Genomic DNA, 22,146 nt, shown 5'->3' with positions numbered 1-22,146 from the left:
AACGAACGCTGAGGACGTACCGCATGCGCACCGCCGTCGTACCCGTCGAGGAGATCTTCGCGCTGCGCTGGGAGGTGCTCCGGACCGGCATGCCGCGCGAGGCCGCCGTCTATCCGGAGGACGCGCGCGACGACACCTTCCACATAGCCGCCTACGACGAGGAGGGCGTGGTCCGGGCGTGCGTCACCTTCTTCGCCGACCCCCTCCCGGGCGAGGCCGCGCCCGCGTACCGCTTCCGCGGCATGGGCAGCGCCCCCCACCTGCGCGGCGCGGGATACGGCGCCGCCGCGCTGCGGGCCGGGATGCGGGAGTCCGCCGCCCGGGGCGCCCAGGTCGTCTGGTGCAACGGCCGCACCTCCGCGCGCGGCTTCTACGAGCACTTCGGGTTCACCGCCACGGGCGAGGAGTTCCAACTGGCGCCGAGCGGGCCCCACTACGTCTTCGTGACCAAGGACCTGGGGTGACCCCGCCGGGCCGGCCCTGACCCCTGATCCCTGATCCCTGATCCCTGGCACCTGGCACCTGGCACCTGACCCCTGGCACCTGGCACCTGACCCCGGGCGACGGCTCCCCGGGCGACGGCGCCGCGGGCGGGGCTCCCCCCGGGCCGGGCTACCCCCGCGCGGACAGGGTGAACGCGAGGACGCCGGAGGCGTCCATGTCGAGCGCCGGCTCCGAACTCTGCCACGAGCGCACGTCGTCGGCGTAGGTGCTGCCGTGGCCGGTGAAGCGCGCGAAGGAGTCGCCGCCGGCCGGGCAGCGCCGCATGCCGTCGAGGTAGTCGCCGAGGCCGCCCTCGAACTGGTCTGAGCCGTTGGGGCCGTTGACGACCGCGCCCACCTCCAGGGGCGGCCGGCCGTCGGAACCGCCCGCCAGGTTGCCGAGTTGGCCCGCGGTGCAGCGGGGGAAGGTGCTGCCCTCGCCGACGACGAACGACGTGCCCCAGGCGTTCGCGCCCAGCACCCAGTCGAGTTGGTCGACGGCGAACCGGTCGAAGGTGTGGTCGCCGGTGGTGGCCGCGTACAGGCGGGCGGTCGCCACGAGTCCCAGCGTGTGCGAGTCGGCGTCGAAGTCGTCGTAGACCGCGCCCGCGTGGAAGGGGTCGGCCTGCGCGCGGGCCCGGCCGGTGGCGAGTTGGGCCCGGACGTAGCCGGTGAGCTGCCGCGCGGTGACCGCCAGGCCCGTACCGGAGCGGCCGGCCGTCCGGATCGCGCGGGCCAGGTCGAGGTCGGCGAGCGCGCTCGTGTCGTACATGTTCAGCGTGTCGGTGCCGGCCTCGCTCTGGTGGCCCTTCGCCCACGCCGCGCCCTGCGCCAGCCAGCCGTCGGCCCGCGGATCGTGCAATTGCTGGGCGGCCAGCGCGAGTTCGGCGCCGCCGAAGGCGAGGTCGTCCTGCCAACTGGTCTCCGGGTAGTAGCTCGCGGGGACCGTGGTGACCAGGGTGCCCGGGTGGGTGTCGGCCAGGGCGTAGATCCGCGCGGCCGTCGCGAGGTAGCCGCGGGCCTTGGCGCGGTCGGTCGCCGCGTAGGACTGCGCGGCCAGCGCGAAGTCGGCGGCGAGCCGGCCGGCCTGGTTCGGGCTGATCCGGCTGCCGGGCGCGCCCGCCGCGAAGACCGGGCGGTCCTGGAGGAAGGGGTGCGCGTCGTCGGTGTCGTCCGCCTGCGGCAGCCGCCACACGTCGTGGTCGCCGACGACGCCGCCGTCCTGGGTGCCCGAGCCCAGGCCGACCTGGATGTAGAGGGTCCCGGTGGCGCCGTCCCACATCTTGTCCAGCCAGTCCAGGCCGTACCGGGCCTCGGCACCCGGCGGGGAGTCGGGCCCGCCGCCCCCGTCCCGGCCCGCGACCTCCAGCGCGGCGACCGCGTAGGAGGTGGTCTCGGTGAACTTCAGGTAGTCGCCCGCGTCGAACCAGCCGCCCGACACGTCCACCGGGCCGCCGGTCCTCTTCGGCGCGGCCTCGATCGTGTCGCTCTCGTCGGGGTCGGTGAAGGACGGCCAGGCGTAGACGGAGGCGTGCGTGTCGTTCAGGTGCGAGGGCTCGCGGCCGAGCTGCCCGGGGACGGTGCCGGCGCCGTCGCGCTGGGCCTGGAAGAAGGCGGTGGTGTCGGCGGCCGGCCGCCCGAAGACGGCCGTCGGGGTGCCGATGGTGAACGCCGGGGAGGTGCCGGTCGCGCCGCCCCCGACCACCAGGTGGTAGCGGCCGGGGGCGCGGACCGTGCCGAAGTCGATGCCGTACACCGCCCGGTAGGCGGCGTTCCACCCGCCCAGGCTCCCGCCGGTGCGGCCCGACGCGACCGTGCGGCCCCCCGCCCCGACCAGCCGCCACGTCGCGCCCTTCACCGGGGAGGCGGCGAGCAGGAACGCCTCCTTGGCACCCTGCGCCGCGTACCCGACCTGGTTCACCCGGACCAGCCCGCGAGGGGTGGCCGCCGCGCCGGCGTCGGAGCCGGTCAGCGACAGCGCGGCCAGCAGCCCCGCCGCGGTCAGCCCGCACGCGACGGCGGTCGCGATCTTGCTCGACGCCGCCCGGCGGGCGGCCGTCCCCACACGGCTGGAGGGCATAGGGCGGCGACTCCTCGCGGAACAGTAAGGATTCCTAACCAATACCGAGGACGCTAGACCGCCCCGCCCACCGGGTCAATGCGTCCACCCGGCACCGCGCCCCGGACCTGTCCGTCCCTGGCCGTAAACTACCCCCGTGGCGGGACGGATCAGGGACGACGACGTGAAGGCGGTACGTGACGCCGTCCCGATCGACGCCGTCGTCTCCGACTACCTCCAGCTCAAGAACGCCGGCGGCGGCAACCTCAAGGGCCTGTGCCCCTTCCACGACGAGAAGTCCCCCTCCTTCCAGGTCAGCCCCTCCAAGGGCCTCTACCACTGTTTCGGTTGCGGGGAGGGCGGGGACACGCTCGGCTTCGTGATGAAGGTGGACCACCTCTCCTTCACCGAGGCCGTGGAGCGGCTGGCCGCGCGGGTCGGGATCACGCTGCGGTACGAGGAGGGCAGCCACGTACCGGGGCGGCAGCAGGGCGAGCGTATCCGGCTGGTGGAGGCGCACCGCGCGGCCGCCGCGTTCTACGTGGAGCAACTGGGCTCGGCCGAGGCGGAGATCGGGCGGAAGTTCCTCGCCGGACGCGGCTTCGACCAGGCCGCGGCCGAGCACTTCGGCGTCGGGTACGCCCCGGCCGGCTGGGACCACCTGGTGCGGTACCTGCGCGGGAAGGGCTTCAGCGACAAGGAGCTGATCACCTCCGGGCTCGCCTCCGAGAGCCGCCGGGGCGGCGCGATCGACCGGTTCCGCGGCCGGCTGATCTGGCCGATCCGGGACATCACCGGCGAGGTGATCGGCTTCGGCGCCCGCAAGCTGCGCGAGGACGACCAGGGCCCGAAGTACCTCAACACGCCCGAGACGCCGCTGTACCGCAAGTCCCAGGTGCTGTACGGGATCGACCTCGCCAAGAAGGAGATCGCCAGGACCGGCCGCGCGGTCGTCGTCGAGGGGTACACCGACGTGATGGCCTGCCACCTCGCCGGCGTGACCACCGCGATCGCCACCTGCGGCACCGCGTTCGCCGGGGAGCACATCAAGATCCTGCGCCGGCTGCTGATGGACAACTCCACCTCCGAGGTGGTCTTCACCTTCGACGGCGACGAGGCCGGGCAGAAGGCCGCGCTGCGCGCCTTCGAGGACGACCAGAAGTTCGCCGCCGAGACGTCGATCGCGATCACCCCGGGCGGCATGGACCCGTGCGAACTGCGCCTGGCCGAGGGCGATCCGGCGATCCAGCGGCTGATCGACGGCCGCACCCCGCTCTTCGCGTTCGCGCTCCGCTCGATCGTCGGCCGCTACAACCTCGACACCGACGAGGGCCGGGTCGCCGCCGTGGACGCCGCCGTGCCGGTGGTCGCGGCGATCAAGAACCAGGCGCTGCGCGACCGTTACGCGATCCGGCTGGTCGGGATGGCCGGGATCTCCACGCAGGCGGAGGAGCAGAGCATGATCCGCCGGGTGCGGGCGATGTCCCGGGCCCGCGCGGCGAGCGGCGCCTCCGGTCCCGGCCAGGACCCGGGCCGCGGTCCCGCGCGCGGGCCGTACGGCGGCGCGGCGCGCGGCGGCGGACCGGCCGGTCCCGCCGGCCAGCGGGACGGCGACCGGCGCCCGCCGGCCGGCCCGCGGCTCGACCTGCGCAGCCCCGCGCACCGCGTGGAGCGCGAACTGCTCAAGCTCGCGCTCCAGTTCCCCGCCCTGGTCTCCCCGGCCTTCGACGCGTACGGCGAGGACGAGTTCACCGGTGCGCCGTACGCCGCGGTGCGCCGCGCCATCGCGGAGGCCGGCGGCGCGGAGTACGCCGACGCGGACTACCTGCTGCGGGTGCGCGAGGCCGCGCCCGACGACACGGTCCGCGGCATGGTCACCGAACTGGCCGTCGAACCGGTCATGCACAAGGTCCCCGAGGTCTACGCGGGCGAGGTGCTGGTACGGGTGCGGCTGCTCGCGGTGGACCGCCGGGTGGCGCAGGTCCACGCCACCGGCGCCCGGCTGGCCGCGCAGGGCGTCCCCTCGGACGCGCCCGAGGCCGCCGCGGCGGCCAACGAGTTGTGGGCGCTCCAGCAGTACGCCCAGCGCCTGCGCGTCAACGGAGCCGCCGCGCTCTGACCCCCCGCGCGGCAGATGCCACGGGTGGTGCGCGGCCGTCACGTGCCCCGGTGCTTCCCGGCGCGTCCCGGCGCGTCCCGGAGGAGGGCGGCCGCCGGCGGCACCCGTGACCGCCGGCGGACACGCGGTGACATGGCGTGAAAAAGGCGCCGCGCGCCCCTCGTGGCGGGCGGCCCCTTGGGTCACACTGGGGTCCCGGTGCCGAGCCCTCTATTGAGCCCGACGACGCGCTCACCGCGGAGGTCGCTTCCGTGCGGACACACGCCCAGGTCCAGATCACGCCCGACGAGCCGATTCCCCCTGCCCTCGCCGAGGTGGTGGCGCGGGAGCCCCCGGCGGAGGAACTGCGCGCGATCGAGGCCCCGGCCGCGGAGCGGGAGGCGGGGCCGGGCGAGCCGGGGGACGAGCGGGCGGACGCACCGGGCGTCGAGCCGCCCCTCCACCGCGCGGACCTCTCCGCCGGGCCGTCGGCCGACCTCTTCCGCCAGTACCTGCGCGAGATCGGCCGCATCCCGCTGCTGACCGCCGCGGAGGAGGTCGACCTGGCCCGGCGGGTCGAGGCGGGCCTGTTCGCGGAGGAGCGGCTGGCCGCGTTCCCGGACCTGGACTCGCAGCTCGCGGTGGACCTGGACCGGTTGGTGGTCATGGGCCGGATGGCCAAGCGGCGGCTGATCGAGGCGAACCTGCGCCTGGTGGTCTCGGTGGGGAAACGTTACATCGGGCGCGGCCTGACCATGCTCGACCTGGTCCAGGAGGGCAACCTCGGCCTGATCCGCGCGGTCGAGAAGTTCGACTACGCGCGCGGCTACAAGTTCTCCACCTACGCGACCTGGTGGATCCGCCAGGCGATGTCCCGGGCGCTGGCGGACCAGGCCCGGACGATCCGGGTGCCCGTGCACGTCGTCGAGCTGATCAACCGCGTGGTGCGGGTACAGCGCCGGCTGGTCCAGGAACGCGGCAGCGAGCCGACCCTGGAGGAGGTGGCCGCCCAACTGGAGCTGCCGCGGGCGCGGGTCGGCGAGGTGCTCCGGCTGGCGCAGGAACCGGTCTCCCTGCACGCGCCGGTCGGCGAGGAGGAGGTGGCGTTCGGCGACCTCATCGAGGACCGCGACGCGGCGTCCCCCGTCGAGTCGGCCGCCTTCCTGCTGCTGCGCGAGCACCTGGAGGCGGTGCTGTCCACGCTCGGCGAGCGCGAACGCCGGGTGGTCCAGCTCCGGTACGGCCTGACCGACGGGCGGCCCCGCACGTTGGAGGAGATCGGCGCGATCTTCGGCGTCACCCGGGAGCGCATCCGCCAGATCGAGTCCAGGACCCTGGCGAAGCTGCGCGACCACACCTTCGCGGAGCAGTTGCGCGGTTACCTCGACTGACCCTCCTTCCGCACGGGAAGCCGGTGTCCGGCCGCCGCGGGGTTGGGTAATGTGGGGACCAAGTGCCAGGGGGCCGCGGGCGGGGCGCATGTGCGTGGGTGCGTGGGGTCCGGTTCGACGGCGTCCGTCGAACGAACGGGAGCCTGTTGACCATGCGCGCACCGATCGCACTCGTTGCCGTCTGCGTGACGACGTCCACCGCCTTGCTGCTGACCGCCTGCGGCGGTGGCTCGGACTCGGCGGACAAGATCCAGCAGTCGCCGAGCGGTTCGCCGTCCACGTCCGCGGCGGCGTCCGCCTCGCCTTCCACCTCGTCCGCGGCAGCCGACCGCCCGACGATCACGTTCCCTTCGGACGCGCATGACGTGTTCGAGGACCAGAGCACGGGAGACGCGGCGAAGGACGCGATCCTCGCGGACAACGCCCACTGGGTCGAAGCGATGGACGACGCGGTCTTCCAGGGGACCACGAAGACGAAGGCGCTGCCCTTCTACGGAGTGGGCCTGGGTTACCAGAAGGCGCTTCCGTACATTCGCGGCTTCCTGGACAAGGGGAAGTCGTGGACGGGGACGGTGCTGTTCTTCGACCGCAAGGTGACCCTGCTGAGTTCGAACGACGCGGCGGTGATCTACTGCTCGGACGAGAGCAAGGCGTTCCCGAAGGACCGGAAGACCGGCGAGGTCGAACACACTGCGGGGAGTTCTCTCGACTACGTGCTGTACAACACGGACCTCAAGAAGAACGCGCAAGGTGTCTGGCAGACCGACAATGTGACGTCCTACAGGGGGGACAAGCAATGCCAACCGTAAGTCCGCGGGTGGGGAGGGGAATTGCTGCGTGTGCCGGGCTTCTCCTCGCCCTGACACCAGGTGTTGCCTATGCGGGGTTGGGCGGAACGACAGATGCGGCAGGTCAGGCCAACACGAAGGACCCCGGCAGCGGCCCATCCATCTCCGCGACCGTCGGAGTGCAGTACGACAAGTCCAAGAACGGTACGTCAGGCGGCGGCACGAGCGTCGGTCCGCTGACGCCCGTCGGGAACTGGTCGCCGCCTGCCTGCTGGTACCAGCCGACCTACTCCCCGAAGGAGATGAAGGCGGAGTCGGAGCAGGTGTGGTCGGAGGACTCGCCCAGCGAGGAGTGGAAGAGCAAGGAGAAGGACCGGTACGTCAACGGCAAGCCGTACAAGGACTTCAACCTCGACCAGCAGGGCAAGGGGTATTTCTGGCAGGGCTACTCCCCGCCGGAGAACGGCGGCCTGCCCGGGGCGAACTCCTGCACCGACGAACCCTTCTGGGTCCCCATCGGCCAGGCTCCGCCGCCCGAGCACAAGAACGCGGTCACCCCGGAGATCCTCGCCGAACTGGCCTACCGCCAGATCCTCATCCCGCAGGGCACCGCGCAGACCAACCCCGCGGGGACGCAGACGGTCAACCTGCCGACGTGGGTGTGGATGGACGGCGCGGACTTCCACCCGGTGTCGGTGCGCGCCTACCTCCCGGACTACGGCGTCGAGGCCACCACGACCGCGACCCCGGTGAGCCTGCACATCGACCCGGGGACCTCGGACGCGCAGCTCTTCCCCTCCTCCGGCACCTGCGTGGCCGGCAAGGACGGCACCTTGGGCGTGCAGTACACCGACGGTGCGAAGGGCGACCCGCCGTGCGGGGTGACCTACCTGAAGTCCACCGACGGCGGTTCGTACCGGCTGACGGCGACCGTGACGTGGAAGATCAGCTGGACCGGCACCGGCCAGGCCACGCCGAAGGCTCTGCCGAGCGGCACGTTCGGCACCCCGCAGGAGGTCACCGTGCAGGAGATCCAGAGCGTCAACCGCTGACGGCGCGCGCACACCGCCGCCCCCTCGCGTCCCGACACGCGAGGGGGCGGCGCCGTGTCCGGTCGGCCCCGGCGGCGGCCGCTCAGTCGACCTCGGCGACCGCCTGTGCGAACTGCGCCGAGTACAGCCGGGCGTAGGCCCCGTCCTCGGCGAGCAGTTCGTCGTGGGTGCCCTGTTCGACGATCGCGCCCGACTCCATGACGAGGATGACGTCGGCGTCGCGGATCGTGGACAGCCGGTGCGCGATGACGAAGCTGGTACGGCCGTGGCTGAGCCGCGCCATCGCGCGCTGGATGAGCACCTCCGTGCGGGTGTCCACCGAGCTGGTCGCCTCGTCGAGCACGAGGATCACCGGGTCGGAGAGGAACGCCCGCGCGATCGTGATGAGCTGCTTCTCGCCGGCGCTGACGCCGGTGCCCTCGTCGTCGATGACCGTGTCGTAGCCGTCCGGCAGGGTGCGGATGAAGCGGTCGGCGTGCGCGGCGCGGGCCGCCTCCTCGATCCGCTCCCGGGTGGCGCCCTCGTGGCCGTAGCCGATGTTCTCGGCTATGGTCCCGCCGAACAGCCAGGTGTCCTGGAGCACCATGCCGATCGAGGAGCGCAGCTCCTCCCGGGACATCGCGGCGATGTCCGTGCCGTCCAGGGTGATCCGGCCGCCGGAGACCTCGTAGAACCGCATCAGCAGGTTCACCAGGGTGGTCTTGCCCGCCCCGGTCGGTCCGACGATCGCCACCGTGTGGCCGGGCTCCACCGCCAGCGACAGGCCGTCGATCAGCGGCTTGTCCGGCACGTAGCGGAAGGAGACCTCCTCCATCGCGACCCGGCCGCGCGTCTCCGGCGGGCGCGCCGGCCGCGCCGGGTCGTCCGACTGCTCCTCGGCGTCGAGGAGTTCGAAGACCCGCTCGGCCGAGGCCACCCCGGACTGGATCAGGTTCGACATGCTCGCGACCTGGGTGAGCGGCTGGCTGAACTGCCGTGAGTACTGGATGAACGCCTGCACGTCGCCGACCGACAGCGCGCCCGTCGCGACCCGCAGCCCGCCGACCACCGCCACCAGGACGTAGTTGAGGTTGCCGATGAACGTCAGCAGCGGCTGGATCGTGCCGGAGATGAACTGCGCCCGGAAGCCCGAGCGGAAGAGCGCCTCGTTGTGCTCCTCGAAGACCGCCGCGGACTCCTCCGCCCGGCCGAAGACCTTCACCAGGGAGTGCCCGGTGTACATCTCCTCGATGTGCGCGTTCAACTGGCCGGTGGTCTTCCACTGCTTGACGAACTGCGGCTGCGCCCGTTTGCCGACCCGGGTGGCGACCAGCAGCGTGACCGGCATGGTGACGAGCGCGACCAGTGCCAGCAGCCAGGAGATCCAGAACATCATCGCCAGCACGCCGATGATGGTCAGCAGCGCGTTCACGAGCTGACCCAGGGTCTGCTGCATGGTCTGGCCGATGTTGTCGATGTCGTTCGTGACCCGGCTGAGCACCTCGCCGCGCGGCTGCTGGTCGAAGTACGCCAGCGGCAGCCGGGAGAGCTTGTCCTCCACGTCGCGGCGCAGCCGGTACACCGCGCGGTTGATCACCTTCGTCGCGGTGCGCATCTGCATCACGCTGAACAGCGACGCGCCGAGGTACACGCACAGCGCGAGCAGCAGCACGTTGCCGATCGCGCCGAAGTCCATGCCCTGGCCGGGGGTGAAGTCGATGCCCGACAGCAGGTCGGCGACCTTGCCGTTCCCGTGCGCGCGCAGCGTGTCGAGCACCTGCTGCTTGTCGGCGCCGCGGGTCTGCCGGCCGATCACGCCGGCGAAGACCAGGTCGGTGGCGTGGCCGAGGATACGGGGCCCGGTCACCGCCAGCCCGGCGCTCGCGGTGCCGAGCACCAGCACCAGGTACGTCCAGGCCCGGTCCGGCCGCATCAGGCCGATCAGCCGCTTCAGGGAGCCCTTGAAGTCCATGGACCGCTCGATCGGGCCGCCGCCGATGAAGCGGCCCCCTCCCGGCCCGGCCACCGGTGAGGGTCCGCGCCGTGTCGGCGCCTTGGCCAGCCGGTCGCCGCCCGGGGCACCCGCCCCGGCACCTGCTCCGGCTCCTGCGCCGGCACCGCTCCCGTTCGGGCCGCTGCCCTTCGGGTCGCCGCCACTGCCGTTCGCGTGGCCGTTCGGGCTGCCGTTCGCGCGCCCGCTCACACCGTCGCTCATTAGAGGACCATCCCTTCTGCAGCCCTCTTCGGTAGGGTTGTGACCTCTCGGTCCCGGCGGGTGCATGGCCATCGTCGCGAGCCGTTCGACGGCCAGCGTGAGTTCTGCCAGCCCTGCCGGGCCGAGGCCGTCTGATCGGCTTCAGGGACACGCCCCGCAGAGGGCCGATTAATGAGCTCCCGGCAGACGACCTCACCACCGGGCAGGTGCTCCGCCAGCGGTACAGGAGTACGACGCACGTGTTCATCGGATGGGACTGGGCGACCGAAACGCACGACGTGACGGTCATGGACGACACCGGCAAACGCATCGACCGGTGGGAACCGACCCACACCGAGGAAGGGTTCGCCAAGACCCTGGCCCGGCTGCGCAAGCACGCAGATCCCGCCGACCTGCCGGTCGCCATCGAGACCACCAGGGGCCTGGCCGTCGACCGGCTCCTGGCCGCCGGGCACCCGGTGGTGCCGGTGCACCCGAACGCCTTTCACGCGATGCGGGCACGCTGGGGCGCTTCCAAAGCCAAGACCGACGCCGGCGACAGCATGAAACTCGCCGACTACCTGCGCACCGACGGCCACCTGCTGCCCCGGCTGGAGCCCACCGAGCCGGCCACTCTCGACCTGCAGGCCCTCACCCGCCAGCGCGCCGACCACATCGAGGCCCGCATCGCCGCCGTCAACCAACTCGCCGCGCTCCTGGACGAACACTGGCCCGGCGGCAAGGCAGTCTTCGGCAAGCTCGACAGCGACATCGCCCAGGCCTTCCTGGAGCGCTACCCGACCCCGGCCTCCGCCGCCAAGCTCACCGCGGGGCGCCTGGAAACCTGGTGCAAACGCCGTGGCTACTCCGGCAAGAAGCCCGGCAGCGTCCTCATCGAACGCCTGCGCTCGGCCCCCACAGCCGCCTCCCGCCTCAGCGAGACGGTCGTCGAGCACCTCATCCGTGTCCAGGTCCAGCTCGTGCACGGCATACGCGCGACCATCCGCGCCCTGGACAAGGCCATCACCGAGGCCACCGCCACGCACCCTTACGCGCCGCTGTTCGCCACCCTGCCGCGCATCGGCACGATCAGCCTCGGCCAGGTCATCGGCGAGATCGGCCCGCTCCTGGAACGCGCCCAGACCTGCGAACAGCTGATCGCCGAAGCCGGCGTCGTCCCCGTGACCCGCGCCTCGGGCAAGTCCCGCACAGTCGCTTTCCGCTTCGCGACCAACCGCAGAGCCCGCGTCGCGCTCACGACCTTCGCCGACAACAGCCGACACGGCAGCCAGTGGGCCGCCAAGATCTACGACGACGCCCGGGCCCGCAAAAAGCGGCACCCCCACGCCGTCCGAATCCTCGCCCGATCCTGGCTCCGGGTGATGTGGGCCTGCTGGCGCACCGGCACCTGCTACGACCCCGACATCCACCAAGCCAACAACAAGATCAACACGACCGCCGACGCCCCCCTGGCGGCATAGAGGTTGACTCAGGAAACTCACGCCGCCGCCTCCTGCTCGGTGAGCTGGGACAGCACGATCTCCCGGTAGGTCTCGTTGTCGCGCATCAGCTCGCTGTGGGTGCCGGTGCCGACCACGCGGCCCTCGTCGAGGACCACGATGCGGTGCGCGTCGCGGATCGTGGAGACCCGTTGGGCGACGATCACCACGGTGGCCTCGGCGGTCTCCTCCGCCAGCGCGCGGCGCAGCGCCGCGTCGGTGGCGTAGTCCAGCGCGGAGAAGGAGTCGTCGAAGAGGTAGATCTCGGGGCGCCGCACCAGGCAGCGGGCGATCGCCAACCGCTGCCGCTGGCCGCCGGAGACGTTGCCGCCGCCCTGCGCGATCGGCGCCTCCAGACCTCCTTCCAGCTTCCGGACGAAGTCCTCGGCCTGCGCGACCCTCAGCGCGTGCCACAGCTCCTCGTCGGTGGCGTCGGGCTTGCCGTAGCGCAGGTTGCTCGCCACGGTCCCGGAGAACAGGTAGGGCTTCTGCGGTACCAGGCCGACGGTCTCGGCCAGGAGCGCGGGGTCGAGCCGGGACACGTCCTCGCCGTCGACCAGTACCCGGCCGGCGGTCGCGTCGTACAACCGCGGGATCAGGCCGAGGAGGGTGGACTTGCCGCTGCCGGTGGAGCCGATCACCGCGGTGGTCTGCCCGGGCAGGGCCTCCAGGTCGACGTCGCGCAGCACCGCGGCCTCGGCGCCGGGGTAGGCGAAGGTCGCGCCGCGCAGTTCGAGGTGGCCGTGCCGGCGCAGGGTGGTGACCGGCGCGGCCGGCCGCACCACGCTGGACTCGGTGCCGAGCACCTCCTGGATCCGCTCGGCGCACACCTCGGCGCGCGGCACCATCATGAACATGAAGGTGGCCATCATGACCGACATCAGGATCTGCATCAGGTAGGTCAGGAACGCGGTGAGCGCGCCGATCTTCATACCGCCGCTGTCGATCCGGTGCGCGCCGAACCAGAGCACGGCCACGCTGGAGACGTTCACGATCGCCATCACGGTCGGGAACATCAGCGCCATCAGCCGCCCGGTGGACAGTGACACCGCGGTCAGCTCGTCGTTGGCGGCCCCGAAGCGCTGCCGCTCGTAGCCGTCCTTGACGAACGCGCGGATCACCCGGATCCCGGTGATCTGCTCGCGCAGCACCCGGTTCACGGAGTCGACGCGCTTCTGCATGGTGCGGAAGAGCGGGCGCATCCTGCGGACGATCAGGCTCACCGAGACACCGAGCACCGGGACCACGACGAGCAGCAGCGCGGACAGCGGCACGTCCTGGCCGAGCGCCATGATGATGCCGCCCACGCACATGATCGGCGCGGTCACCATCAGCGTGAAGCTCATCAGCACCAGCATCTGGACCTGCTGCACGTCGTTGGTGCTGCGGGTGATCAGCGACGGCGCCCCGAACTGGCCGACCTCGCGCGCGGAGAAGCTCTGCACCTGGGTGAAGACGGACCTGCGCAGGTCGCGGCCGACGGACATCGCGGTCCTGGCGCCGAAGTAGACCGCGCCGATCGCGCACGTCATCTGCACCACGGTCACGCCGAGCATGACCCCGCCCAGCCCGAGGATGTACCCGGTGTCACCCTTGACCACGCCGTTGTCGATGATGTCGGCGTTCAGGGTCGGCAGGTAGAGGGCGCCGATCGTGGACAGCAGCTGGAGCGTGATCAGCGTCACGATGGGACGTTTGTACGGTCTCAGGTGGGAGCGCAGGAGTCGGATCAGCACAATCAGTTACCTCGGGTTACCTCGGGTTGCCTCGGGCAGGGCACGAGCGGGGACGCGGGCAGGGCACGGGCTGGGACGCCGACCGCTAGGACGCCGCGGCCGCGCCGGGGGGTTGAGCGACCGGCCAACGTATCGTCCGCCATGCCGCCGGCGCACCGGAATAGCGGGGAGTTTGCCGGCTCGCGGGCAGGCCGTTACCCGGGCCGGCCGTCCGGGCGGTCACCCGGGCCGGCCGTGGGGCCTTCATCCGGGCCGGTCGCCCGGGTGGTCGCCTGGCCCGGCCGCCCGGCCCGGTCACGGCCCGTGCGGTCGGCCCGGTCGCCCGGCCCGTGCCCGGTGCCTCAGCGCAGCGCGTCGAAGGCGCCCGGGTGCGTGTGCTCGCGTACCGACGTGTACTGCTGGCGGACCGCGCCGCCCACGGCCGCGTCCTCGCCGGGCTCGAAGTGCCGGGCGCCCTCCAGGGGCCAGTGCGGCGGGCCGTCCTCGGTCCGCGAACCGAGGACCGCGCCGAGCGACCAGGCTGCCTGCCGGGCGGCGCCCAGCGCCGCGTACTCCCCGGCCTGCGGCACCACCACCGGCACGCCGAACAGCGGCGGCGCGATGCGCTGCACCGCGGGCAGCTCGGCGGACGGGCCCAGCAGGAACACCCGGCGCACCTCGACGCCCTTGCCGCGCAGCACGTCCAGCGCGTCGGCGAGCGCGCACAGCATCCCCTCGAACGCCGCCCGCGCCAGGTGCTCCGGCTTCATCGAGTCCCGCCGCAGCCCGCTGAGCGTGCCCGCGGTGTGCGGCAGGTCGGGAGTGCGCTCGCCCTCCAGGTACGGCAGCAGCACCAGTCCGTACGCGCCCGGCGTCGAGGTGAGCGCCAGCTCGGACAGGCCCGGCAGGTCCGTGCCGAGCAGTTCGGCGGTGCCGCGCAGGGTGCGCACGGCGTTGCGGACCTGGAGCAGCGGCAGGTGGTTGCCGGTCGCGTCGGCGTACGAGGTGACGGTGCCGGTGGGGTCCCGCAGCGCCTGCGGGTGGACGGCGAAGACGGTGCCGCCGGCGCCGAGCGAGACCACCGCGTCGCCCGGGCCCAGGCCCAGGCCCAGCGCGGCGGCCATCGCGTCGCCGGTGCCGGCCGAGATCAGCAGGCCCTCGGGGGTCTGGCCGGCCGGTTCGGCGGGTGCGAGCACGTCGGGCAGCCGGGCGCTGTGGCCCAGCGCGCGTTCCACCAGGTCCGGGCGGTACTCGCCGGTGGCCGCCGACCAGTAGCCGGTGCCGGAGACGTCGCCGCGGTCGGTCGTGCGGCGCTCGGGGCGGCCCAGTAGCTGCCAGACCAGCCAGTCGTGCGGGAGCAGCACCTCGGCGACGCGCTTGGCGGCGGCCGGTTCGTGCTGGGCCAGCCAGCGCAGCTTGGCCACGGGGTAGGACGCCTGCGGCACCGCGCCGACGGCCTCGGCCCAGCCGGCCGGTCCGCCCAGCTCCTCCACCAGTTCCGCGGCCTGCACCTGGGCCCGCTTGTCGCCGCGCAGCAGCGCCGGGCGCACCGTCACGCCGCCGGCGTCCAGGGCCAGCAGGCCGTGCTGCTGTCCGGCGATGCCGATCGCCTGCACGCCTTCCAGCACGCCGCCGGACGCCGCCTCGCCCAGCGACAGCAGCCACGCCTCGGGGTCGGTCTCGGTGGGCTTCGCGCCGTCGTCGTCGAGGGGGTGCGGGGCGTGGCCCTGGCGCAGCACGGCCCCGGTGTCCGTGTCGCACACGACGATGGTGGTGCCCGTGGTCGAGCTGTCTATGCCGGCGACTTTCCCCATGCGCTGATGATGCCGTACGGCGGGCCCGGCGCGCGCGCCTCCTCCGGATCGGGTGCGCGCCAAGCCGCCCGGCCTGTCGGCGCGGGCGGCCTCGCGGAGGGTGGGACGGGCCCTCGGGGCGGGTCAGGTGTTCGAGGTGCCCCAGTCGCTGTCGGGGGTGTTGCCGTTGCGGCTCGCCCGGATCCTCCCGGCGAGGGCGTCGGGCATCCGGTCGCCGACCTTGGCGGTGACCGTCTCCTTGGCCTTGCCCGCCGCGGTGCGGCCCTGCTGCACCGCGGATTCCGCGGTGTTCCGCACCGCCGGGTTCTGCGCGAACTTCCGGGCGGTCTCGCGCAGCTGTTCGTACCGCTCGCGTCCGGCGCGGGCGCCGAGCACGAAACCGACCAGGGCTCCGGTGATGAACGTCAGCCGGTAGCGCATGGCTCCACCCTTCCTCACTCAGATTCTGCGGGACTCCTGGACGCCTACCCTGCGTCGTGGGGGACAACCCCCCGCAAGCGGTTGGCGGAGCACCCCCCCGCTTGCGCTAATGTATGTGTCGCACCGACCGTGCGCCCGCCGGGGAGATCCCTGTGGGTGCATTCGGCGCACGCAGCGCGATCCCCTGTAGCTCAATTGGCAGAGCAGCCGGCTGTTAACCGGCAGGTTACTGGTTCGAGTCCAGTCGGGGGAGCTGATCCCCTGTAGCTCAATTGGCAGAGCAGCCGGCTGTTAACCGGCAGGTTACTGGTTCGAGTCCAGTCGGGGGAGCGCGGGATCAGGACCCTTCGGGGTCCTTTTTCGTCTCCGGCCGCCTCCGGGCCGTCAGTTCGGCCCGCGCCCCGTCCACCTGACGATGCGTCCGTACACCCGCGAGGGCGACAGATCGTATGAGCGGCTATGCTGCGGCAGACGGCGCGCACGGCACGCCGTACGGGGCGGTAGCTCAGCCGGTTAGAGCAGCGGACTCATAATCCGTCGGTCGTGGGTTCGAGTCCCACCCGCCCCACCCCGCCGCACCCCGCCCCGGCGGGCCCACCTGCGAGGACCCGTCCGCCGGGCCCTGCCGTGGCGGCCCGGGAGGCGCCGGCGGGGCGGAGCGGGGCCCGCCCGGACCCGGGTACCCCGATCGGACGAGTCCGGCGCCGGCGCGGACCGCGCCACCCGGTCCGGGCACGCGCGGCGCCCCCCGGCGACCGGCTCAGTAGATCCCCTCGATCACGCGCTCCCCTCCGAACTCCTGGACCGGCCGCGGTCCGGCCACCGAGTCGCCGACGTGCCCGGCCGGCGCCTCGATCCGGATGGCGGTGTCCCGCTCCAGGTTGTTCGGCAGGAACCAGCCCTTGCTCAGGTGGTTCATGACGACCTGGCCGCGCCGGCCGTACTCCACCGGTGCGCGGGTGGCGGGGTCGACCACGCGGAAGGTGACGACGGGGCTGCGCGTGTCGTAGACGACCTCCTCGCCCGGGCCGGTCCCGGGCCGCTCCCGGGCGCCGTCCAGGATCAGCGCGCTGTTGTACCGGCTGGTCATCCGGACGTTCGGGAAGGACTCGTACATCAGCCGGAAGCGCTGGTCCACGTCCATGTGCGCCCCGCCCCAGAACACCAGCTCGACCTTCTCGTCGATCAGCGCCGCCAGCCGGGGCCGCCGTGCGCAGGCGCCGAGCAGCGGCGGGGTGGTGACCAGCAGCCCGACGTCCTGGCTCGCCAGCACGTGCTCGATCTGGTCGAGGACGTGCTCGACGTAGGCCGCCGCCTCGTCGGCCATGCCCCGGCCGATCAGCTTCTTCACCCAGCGCGGGTCGAGGTCGACGGCGAACTTGACGGTGTTCTGCCGTGCGACGGCGTAGTCGTACATGCAGCCGATCTTGTGCGGGCCCGTCGGCGCCGCGATGAGGATGTTGGACGGCGGGCGCCCGGCGAACTGCGGGCCGGCCAGCATGCGGTCGATCGAGGCCTCCAGCCAGTCCGGCATCATGATCACGCGCTTGGGCGCGCCCGTCGTGCCGCCGGTCTCGAAGACCCGGGGCGCCGGGGGCCGCGGGCCGTAGCCGCGGGGGACCAGGTCCTGCACGGGCACGTCGCGCAGCTCGTCCGCGACGTTGGGGAACAGGGCGAGGTCGTCGTAGGTGCGCACGTCCCGCAGCGGGGAGAAGTCCAGGCTCCTGGCCCGCCGGAGCCAGAACGGAGAGCCGGTCTCCTCGCCGAAGTGCCACTCCAGGGCGGCCCGCAGGTACGCCTCGGGGTCGTCCGGGTCGGCGGCCGGGTCCAGGATGTCCCACCGCCGGTCGGTCGTGGTGCTCGTCATCAGGTGTCTCCGTCCGCTTCCGCCGCCGTGTTCCGGGTCGCCGCACCGCTGGTCGGTCCGGTCACGCGATCTCGATGAGGTTGAGGGTTCTGGCCAGTTGGAGCACCTGCTTCGCCCGCGCGACCGCGGGCGGCCCGACCATGCGTCCGCTGGGGGTGATGACGATCGACCGGTCGGCCTCCGCCGCGATCCGGGCCGCCTCGCAGATCGAGCGGGCGTCGTCGATCTCGTCGGGGGTCGGGGTGTACACGTCGTGGATGATCGGGATCTGCGCCGGGTGGATCGCCATCCGGCCGATGAAGCCGAGGCCGCGGCCGTGCCGGCTGGTGACCAGCAGGCCGTGCGGATCGCGGGGCTCGGGGTACACGCTCTGGCAGGGGCTCGGCAGGCCGGCCGCGCGGGAGGCGACGATCACCCGGGCCCGGGCGGCGTCCATCGTCGGGCTCTCCGGCGCGGCGCCGAGGTCGGCCCGCAGGTCCGACTCGCCGAGGCCGAGCATGCCGACCGAGGGGGACGCCGTCGCCAGCGCGTAGGCGTTCTCCAGGGCGGCGGCCGACTCGATCAGCACGTGGACGACCGCGGCGCTGCCGGCCTGCCGGAGCAGGTACGCCGCACGCCGCACGTCGTCGGGCGAGCCGGCCTTGGCCAGCCGCACCCCGGCCAGGCCCTCGCCGGCCACCGCGCGCACGTCGGCGTCGCACAGCCCGGACTCGGCGGAGTTCACCCGCACGTACGTCGGCTTGGGCACCGGAGCCGCGGTGATGGCGGCGACGATGTCCCGCGCCGCGGCCTTCTGCGGCGCGGGGACGGCGTCCTCGAGGTCGAGGATCACCGCGTCGGCGCCGGAGGCGTAGGCGCGGGCGATCCGGTCCGGCTGGTTGCCGGGCACGTACAGGCAGCTTCGGAAGACCGCGTGCTTGTGGGGGAGGAGGCTCATGACCGTCCGTTCCGTGCCGGCGGGCCCGCCGCCCCGGCCCCGTCGATGCTGTGGAGCACCTCGTCGGTGTGTTCGCCGAGGCGCGGGCCGCTCCATCGGATCCGCCCCGGTGTGGCCGAGAGGCGGAACGGCAGGCCCGGCATGCGGACGGTGCCGAGTTCGGCGTCGGGCACGTCGACCGCGACGCCGCGCGCCCGCACCTGCGGGTCGGCGAGCACGTCGTCGATCTCGTAGACGGGCGCCACCGACGCCTCGGCCCGCTCGAACGCCTCGAGGACCTCGTCCCGGTCGCGGGCGGAGATCCACCGGCCGACCGCGTCGTCGATGAGGTCGTGGTGCCGGGCCCGGCCGGCGCCGTCGGCGAACCAGGGCCGCGCGCACAGGTCCGGACGGCCGACGAGCCGGACGACGCGTTCGGCCACCGAGTGCGCGGGGGCCGACACGGCCACCCAGCGTCCGTCCGCGCACCGGTAGACGTTCCTCGGCGCGCTGTTGTGCGAGCCGTTCCCCACCCGGGCCGGCTTGACGCCCAGCTTGTCGTAGACGGTGATCTGGGCTCCCAGCGCCCCGATGAGGGTTTCGGTGATCGCGACGTCGGCGGTCTGGCCGGCGCCGGTGCGGTCGCGGCCCCGGAGCGCGATCAGCACCGCGAGCGCGGTGTGCAGGCCGGCCACCGCGTCGCCGAGCGGGAACGCCGGCAGCATCGGCGGGCCGTCCGGCTCGCCGGACATCGCCGCCAGGCCGCTCATGGCCTCCGCGAGGGTGCCGAAACCGGGCCGGCGCGCGTAGGGGCCGTCCTGCCCGAAGGCGGTCACCCGGGCGAGGACCAGCCGCGGGTTGGCCTCGGTGAGCCGGTCCGGACCCAGGCCCCACCGTTCGAGCGTGCCCGGCCGGAAGTTCTCGATGACGACGTCCGCCCGCGCGGCAAGGCGGACGAAGCGCTCCGCGTCCCGGCGCTCGTGCAGGTCCAGGACGACGCTCTTCTTGTTCCTGCTGAGGGTCTTCCACAGCAACGGCACGTCGTTGTACGTGTGGCCGTACCGGCGGAGCGGATCCCCGCCCGGTTGCTCGATCTTGATGACGTCGGCGCCGAAGTCGCCGAGGACGCGCGCCGCGAACGGTCCGGCGAACAGCGTGGACGCGTCGATGACCGATAGCCCGGCCAAGGGCAGGGGGGTGTCTGGCACGGTGACCCTTCTCGTCGTCGTGTTCCGCTTGTCTGCGTGACGGCTCCGCGTGACGGCTCCGCGTGACGGCTCCGCGTGGCGGCCGGGCGGCCCTGGCGGCCGAGTCACGCGTGACCGCCGTGACCGCCGTGACTGCCGTGACCGCCCACCGCCCTGTCCGCCGTGACGCCCGGCGCGGGCCGGGGCTCAGTGCCGGGGGGCGTGGTCGCGCAGCGCCTCGGCGACCTGTGCGGGCCGGCCGTCGGAGGTCAGCCGCCACACCCGGCGGGCGAGTTCCGCGGCCGCTTCCCCGTCCACCGCGCGCCGCGCGTTCGACCGGAACTTCGCGGTCAGCTCGTCGGGCGACAGCGGGTCGGCCGGGCCGCCGCGGTTGTTCCTGACCCGCTCGCGCAGCACCGTCCCGTCGGCCATCCGCACGGTGAGCACCGCGGGGAACTGGTGCGGGAAGGCCGCGGTGCACTCGGCGTCGGCCTCCACCCGCACCTTGTCCGCCAGCGCCAGCCGCGCGGGGTCGGCCACCGCGCGGTCGGTGAAGTCGTCGTGGCCCAGCCCGAGACCGCCGCCGCCGAGCAGCGCCGCGGCGATGGTGTAGGGGCCGCTGAAGGCGGCGTGGTAGCCGGAGCGGGGCCGGCGCTTCTCCTCGGCCGGCTCGCCGATGGTGCGCAGCACCGGCTCGGGCACGCCCAGGACGATCCCGGTGACGGCCCCGGGATCGGCGCCGGAGCGGCGTATCCGCAGGGCGGCGTCCACCCCCGCGTGGGTGAAGTGGTTGCAGGGGTACGGCTTGTAGAAGATCCGGTCGATCTCCCACCGCTCGCCGAGCCCCTCGGTGACCGCGTCGAGGGCGAACCGCTCGCCGCAGAACGCCCGCAGCAGCCCGAACCGCCCCTCCAGCACGGTGGGCGGGCCGGTCAGGCCGTGCCGCGCCAGGTCCGCGGCGACCACGCCCGCGTGCGCCGCCCAGCCGCAGTGCACCCGCTTGACGGTGCCGCCGGTGCGGTTGGCCTCGATGATGCCGGAGCTCATGCTGCTCGCGATGCCGATCGCCGAGGTCAGCTGATCGGCCGTCAGCCCGCGCAGCATGCCGGCGGCCACCGCCGCTCCGACGGTGCCGCAGATCGCGGTCGCGTGCTGCCCGCGGTCGAAGAACACCGAGTTCGCGTGCTCGGCGTCGTAGCCGGCCATGCCCAGCCGGCAGGTCACCTCGATGCCGACGGCCGCCGCGTCCAGGAACGCCGGACCGCGGGCGCCGGTCACCTCGGCGACGGCGAGCGCGGCCGGCACCACCGCGGCCGACGGGTGCAGCACCGACGGGAGGTGGGTGTCGTCGAAGTCCATGCTGTGCGCGAGCGTGCCGTTGACCAGTGCGGCCGAGGGGGCGGGCAGCCGGGTGGCCGACCCGACGGCGGTGGCGTCCGGCGCGCCGCCCCACTCCCGCACCGCGGCGGTGGTCGCCCTGGCCGGCAGTTCGGGCAGCGCCGCGAGGCAGTTGCCCAGCAGGTCCAGGACCCGGCCGGCGACGTCGTCGCGCAGCCGGGCCGGCAGGCCGTCGCGGCGCACGCGCGCGGCCAGCGCGGCCAGGCGCTCGGCGGGGGTCGCGCTCACGCGCCCACCACCGCGACCGGCCGGATCGGGGAGCCGGTGCCGCCGACGATGCGCAGCGGGGCCACCACGATCACGAACTCGGTCAGGCCCTCGGCCGCGGCCTGCTCCAGGTTCAGGTGCTCCATCAGGTAGATGCCGTGCTCCACCAGCAGCAGCCGGTGCACCGGCAGTACCCGGTGGCCGTCGCCCGCCGGGATCTGCTCGTAGGCCGTCGTGTCCGCGCCGGTGGCCGCGACGGCGCGCGCCGCCAGCCATCCGGCGGCCTCCACGGTGACGCCCGGCACCCCGGAGGCGTGCCCGAGGTAGGCCACCGGGTCCGCGAAGGTGCGGGCCCACCCGGTGCGCACCAGGGCGACGTCGCCCGGCCCGGGCAGCACGCCGGCGCGTTCCGCCGCGTCGGCCAGGTCCTGCCGGGTGACGCCGTATCCGGCCGGAAGCACGTCGACGCCGTGGACGGCCGCCACGTCGAGCAGCACGGCCCGGGTGACCAGCGGCGGGATGTGCTCCGCGCCGTGGCGGGCGAAGGAGCCGCCCGCCTGGGCCGCGGCCGCGTCCACGCCGCCGTGCAGCCTGCCGTCGTGGCTGACGTGCGCGAGGGCGTCGATGTGCGTGCCGACGTGCCCGCCGGTGACGATCAGCTCGCTGCTCGCGGAGCCGCCGTCCGGGCGGAGGGTGTCGCCGTGCCGGCGGGTCAGCGCCATCCGGAAGCCGGGGTGGTTGGGCGAGCACGGCATCCCGGTGAACAGCGGTTGGCCCAGGTCGACGGTGCGCACCCCCCGGGCGATCCCGGCCAGGAGTGCGGTGGTGACGGCGGCGGTCGCGGCGCCGTGCGTGGGGTCGGTGACGGCGTCGGTCGCGGCGCCGTGCGTGGGGTCGGTGACGGCGTCGGTCGCGGCGCCGTGCGCGGGGTCGGTCACGGTGCCGGTCGCGGCGGCGTGCGTGGGGTCGTTGCTCGGCATCTTTCCTTCGGCTCCTTCCGGTTCCCCGGCGCGCGGCGCGGCCGGCGTCCGCGGGGCCGCGTGCGGGGGAGCCGCCGGCGGGGGGAACGGTGAGGGGGAC

The 22,146-nt window shown here is 73.5% G+C and carries 16 protein-coding genes and 3 tRNA genes; 9 read left to right on the top strand and 10 right to left on the bottom strand.

Annotated features, from left to right (window positions below; genetic code table 11):
• The first annotated feature begins 23 nt into the window (after window positions 1-23).
• Complete coding sequence (locus RVR_RS10575) at window positions 24-464, top strand: GNAT family N-acetyltransferase (RefSeq protein ID WP_202233599.1); 441 nt, start codon at window positions 24-26, stop codon at window positions 462-464.
• A gap of 148 nt (window positions 465-612) precedes the next feature.
• Here RVR_RS10575 and RVR_RS10570 read toward each other — a convergent pair whose 3' ends face one another.
• Window positions 613-2,562, bottom strand: coding sequence for a glycoside hydrolase family 9 protein (locus tag RVR_RS10570; RefSeq protein WP_202233598.1), 1,950 nt, complete (start codon window positions 2,560-2,562; stop codon window positions 613-615).
• Window positions 2,563-2,698: 136 nt separating this feature from the next.
• Here RVR_RS10570 and dnaG point away from each other — a divergent pair, with 136 nt between their 5' ends.
• The 4 genes from dnaG (at window position 2,699) to RVR_RS10550 (ending at window position 7,870) form a co-directional block, all read left to right on the top strand.
• Window positions 2,699-4,660, top strand: coding sequence for a DNA primase (gene dnaG / locus RVR_RS10565; RefSeq protein WP_202233597.1), 1,962 nt, complete (start codon window positions 2,699-2,701; stop codon window positions 4,658-4,660).
• A 251-nt stretch (window positions 4,661-4,911) separates the two neighbouring features.
• A complete protein-coding gene (locus tag RVR_RS10560; protein WP_202233596.1) occupies window positions 4,912-6,030 on the top strand; it encodes an RNA polymerase sigma factor in 1,119 nt (372 codons plus the stop codon).
• Window positions 6,031-6,182: 152 nt separating this feature from the next.
• Window positions 6,183-6,839: a hypothetical protein gene (locus RVR_RS10555; RefSeq protein ID WP_202233595.1), complete on the top strand. Its 657-nt coding sequence runs from the start codon at window positions 6,183-6,185 to the stop codon at window positions 6,837-6,839.
• 158 nt (window positions 6,840-6,997) lie between these two features.
• On the top strand, window positions 6,998-7,870 hold the full coding sequence (locus RVR_RS10550) for a hypothetical protein (protein WP_237404673.1): 873 nt from the start codon (window positions 6,998-7,000) through the stop codon (window positions 7,868-7,870).
• An 82-nt stretch (window positions 7,871-7,952) separates the two neighbouring features.
• On the opposite strand, the gene RVR_RS10545 is transcribed toward RVR_RS10550, so the two are convergent.
• A complete protein-coding gene (locus tag RVR_RS10545) occupies window positions 7,953-9,875 on the bottom strand; it encodes an ABC transporter ATP-binding protein (protein ID WP_202238524.1) in 1,923 nt (640 codons plus the stop codon).
• Window positions 9,876-10,303: 428 nt separating this feature from the next.
• On the opposite strand from RVR_RS10545, the gene RVR_RS10540 reads away from it, so the two are divergent.
• The gene (locus RVR_RS10540) at window positions 10,304-11,524 is read left to right on the top strand and encodes an IS110 family RNA-guided transposase (protein WP_202233593.1); all 1,221 of its coding nucleotides are present in this window, start codon (window positions 10,304-10,306) and stop codon (window positions 11,522-11,524) included.
• Between the two features lie 17 nt (window positions 11,525-11,541).
• Here the strand turns inward: RVR_RS10540 and RVR_RS10535 are convergent, their stop codons facing one another.
• The 3 genes from RVR_RS10535 to RVR_RS10525 all read right to left on the bottom strand — a co-directional run bounded on the left by RVR_RS10535 (window position 11,542) and on the right by RVR_RS10525 (window position 15,491).
• Window positions 11,542-13,278: an ABC transporter ATP-binding protein gene (locus RVR_RS10535; RefSeq protein ID WP_202233592.1), complete on the bottom strand. Its 1,737-nt coding sequence runs from the start codon at window positions 13,276-13,278 to the stop codon at window positions 11,542-11,544.
• Between the two features lie 341 nt (window positions 13,279-13,619).
• On the bottom strand, window positions 13,620-15,071 hold the full coding sequence (locus tag RVR_RS10530) for an FGGY family carbohydrate kinase (protein WP_202233591.1): 1,452 nt from the start codon (window positions 15,069-15,071) through the stop codon (window positions 13,620-13,622).
• A gap of 123 nt (window positions 15,072-15,194) precedes the next feature.
• Entirely contained in the window at window positions 15,195-15,491 is a 297-nt protein-coding gene (locus RVR_RS10525; protein WP_202233590.1) for a YtxH domain-containing protein, read from the bottom strand.
• 180 nt (window positions 15,492-15,671) lie between these two features.
• Here RVR_RS10525 and RVR_RS10520 point away from each other — a divergent pair.
• From RVR_RS10520 to RVR_RS10510, 3 genes are all read left to right on the top strand, one after another.
• Window positions 15,672-15,744, top strand: a tRNA-Asn gene (locus RVR_RS10520).
• 4 nt (window positions 15,745-15,748) lie between these two features.
• Window positions 15,749-15,821, top strand: a tRNA-Asn gene (locus RVR_RS10515).
• 164 nt (window positions 15,822-15,985) lie between these two features.
• A tRNA-Ile gene (locus RVR_RS10510) sits at window positions 15,986-16,059 on the top strand.
• A 192-nt stretch (window positions 16,060-16,251) separates the two neighbouring features.
• Here the strand turns inward: RVR_RS10510 and RVR_RS10505 are convergent.
• The 5 genes from RVR_RS10505 to RVR_RS10485 form a co-directional block, all read right to left on the bottom strand.
• Window positions 16,252-17,358, bottom strand: a complete 1,107-nt coding sequence (locus RVR_RS10505; RefSeq protein WP_202233589.1) for a phenylacetate--CoA ligase family protein — start codon at window positions 17,356-17,358, stop codon at window positions 16,252-16,254.
• A 61-nt stretch (window positions 17,359-17,419) separates the two neighbouring features.
• Complete coding sequence (locus RVR_RS10500) at window positions 17,420-18,295, bottom strand: HpcH/HpaI aldolase/citrate lyase family protein (protein ID WP_202233588.1); 876 nt, start codon at window positions 18,293-18,295, stop codon at window positions 17,420-17,422.
• Window positions 18,292-19,482, bottom strand: a complete 1,191-nt coding sequence (locus tag RVR_RS10495) for a CaiB/BaiF CoA transferase family protein (protein WP_202233587.1) — start codon at window positions 19,480-19,482, stop codon at window positions 18,292-18,294. Before RVR_RS10495 ends, RVR_RS10500 begins: the two co-directional genes overlap by 4 nt.
• Window positions 19,483-19,668: 186 nt before the next feature.
• The gene (locus tag RVR_RS10490; protein ID WP_202233586.1) at window positions 19,669-21,087 is read right to left on the bottom strand and encodes an MmgE/PrpD family protein; all 1,419 of its coding nucleotides are present in this window, start codon (window positions 21,085-21,087) and stop codon (window positions 19,669-19,671) included.
• Window positions 21,084-22,046, bottom strand: coding sequence for a cyclase family protein (locus RVR_RS10485; RefSeq protein ID WP_272933072.1), 963 nt, complete (start codon window positions 22,044-22,046; stop codon window positions 21,084-21,086). The genes RVR_RS10490 and RVR_RS10485 overlap by 4 nt, the downstream gene beginning before the upstream one ends.
• Window positions 22,047-22,146 lie beyond the last annotated feature (100 nt).

It is taken from the genome of Streptomyces sp. SN-593, from assembly GCF_016756395.1.
GTDB lineage: Bacteria > Actinomycetota > Actinomycetes > Streptomycetales > Streptomycetaceae > Actinacidiphila > Actinacidiphila reveromycinica.
This window is presented reverse-complemented; position numbering and strand designations above follow the sequence as displayed.